The organism is Paeniglutamicibacter sp. NPDC091659, assembly GCF_044756805.1.
Classification (GTDB): Bacteria; Actinomycetota; Actinomycetes; order Actinomycetales; family Micrococcaceae; genus Paeniglutamicibacter.
Map to the genome: position 1 here is coordinate 1 of NZ_JBIVTO010000028.1, position 1,540 is coordinate 1,540.

Consider the following 1,540-nt stretch of genomic DNA (forward strand, 5'->3'; position numbering starts at 1 on the left):
TTAGACAATATGTGAGAGGGGCCGGGACTTCCGCTTCAAGCTTTCGTGGTTTGCCATCCGGTGGGGTCTTGGCCCTGCGGCCAAACCGCTGTGGAATGGTAGTGCCACATTGAAGGTTGGAGGTCCCGGCTATGTCCGAGCGTACCTATATCGGGCTCGATGTCCATGCCCGCAGCATCGTCGGATGCGCCCTGAACATCGACACCGGCGAGATCAAGCGCATCCGTTTCGAGGATGACCTGCTGGGCGTCTCGCAATGGGTGCGGGGTTTCGCGCCGGGGGTCAGGGTGGTGTACGAGGCCGGGCCCACCGGCGTCGGGTTGGCCCGGCATTTCCGGGATGCCGGCATCGACTGCGTGATCGCCGCCCCCTCGAAACTGCTGCGTGCCCCCGGAGACAGAATCAAGACGGATCGACGGGACGCCAAAATTTTGGCGAGCATGCTTGCCCTGGGCGAGGTCGTCGAGGTCAGGATCCCGGACCCCGAACAGGAGGCCCTGCGGGACCTTTCCCGCACCCGGCACGTCGCCTCCGTCGACCTCGCGCACGCCAAGCAACGGGTCAACGCGATCCTGCTGCGCCACGGCATCCTGTTCCACGGAGGCACGTCCCGCTGGACCCGGGAGCACCTGAAATGGCTGCACCAACAGCACTTCGTGGACCCGGCACTGGAGTTCGCCTTCCAGGAATCCCTGGCGCAAGAGGATTCCATGGCCGTGCGACTGAAGCGGATCGACAAGGAGGTGGCCCGCGTGGCGGCCGACTGCCGGTACACCGAGGTCATCAACGCCCTGGCCTGCCTGCGCGGCATCAGCACCGTGGGTGCCTTCGGGCTGGCCACCGAGATCGGTGACTGGACCCGCTTCACCGGGGCCACCATCGGCTCCTACCTGGGGTTGGTCCCCTCGGAACACTCCTCGGGAGAGACCCGCACCCAGGGGTCCATCACGAAGGCCGGCAACACCTACGCCCGGCACCTTTTGGTCGAGGCCGCCACCGTGCACAAGCGCCCGTACCGCAGGCCCGGGATCCTGGAGCTGCGCCAACTCGAGCTGGTCTCCCCGGCCACCGCCGCCCGCGCCCGGCAGGGCAACCAGCGTCTGCATGATCGCGCCGCGGCGTTCGAGGAACGCCACAAGATGCCGGTGAAGGCCAAGACGGCCATCGCCCGCGAACTTGCCGGATGGTGCTGGTCCCTGGCCGCGCCCCTGCAGGAAAGCCATCCCATGGCCGGACGATGACCCCAAGACGTGCCCCGGCGCGCGCACCCGGACGAGGCAACATGCGGAGCCAACACGAGAGGCGACTATGGGTAGGCCCCAAGCCGACGCCCGAATTTAGACGACGTTACGCTCCAGCCGAATTCCTTGTCATGCGGTACCCAACCCGCGTTTATCAGTCTGACCATGTCGTCGACCATGACCTGCCGAACTAGGCCCGACGCCACCGCCGGGGCATGAAGAAAGCGGCTTCCGGAAGTTTGATTTCCGGAAGCCGCTCATCTCTGACTCTTGACAAGCCTTCTCACATATCAGTCGCC

At 65.6% G+C, this 1,540-nt stretch carries 1 protein-coding gene; it reads left to right on the forward strand.

From position 1 onward, the window contains the following. Positions 1–131: 131 nt before the first annotated feature. Complete coding sequence (locus ACIQLF_RS21815; protein WP_400303330.1) at positions 132–1,241, forward strand: IS110 family transposase; 1,110 nt, start codon at positions 132–134, stop codon at positions 1,239–1,241. Positions 1,242–1,540 lie beyond the last annotated feature (299 nt).

Bases quoted from the DNA above. Each gene is read 5' to 3' on its own strand.
- ACIQLF_RS21815 (WP_400303330.1), top strand. From the start codon at position 132: ATGTCCGAGCGTACCTATATCGGGCTCGATGTCCATGCCCGCAGCATC.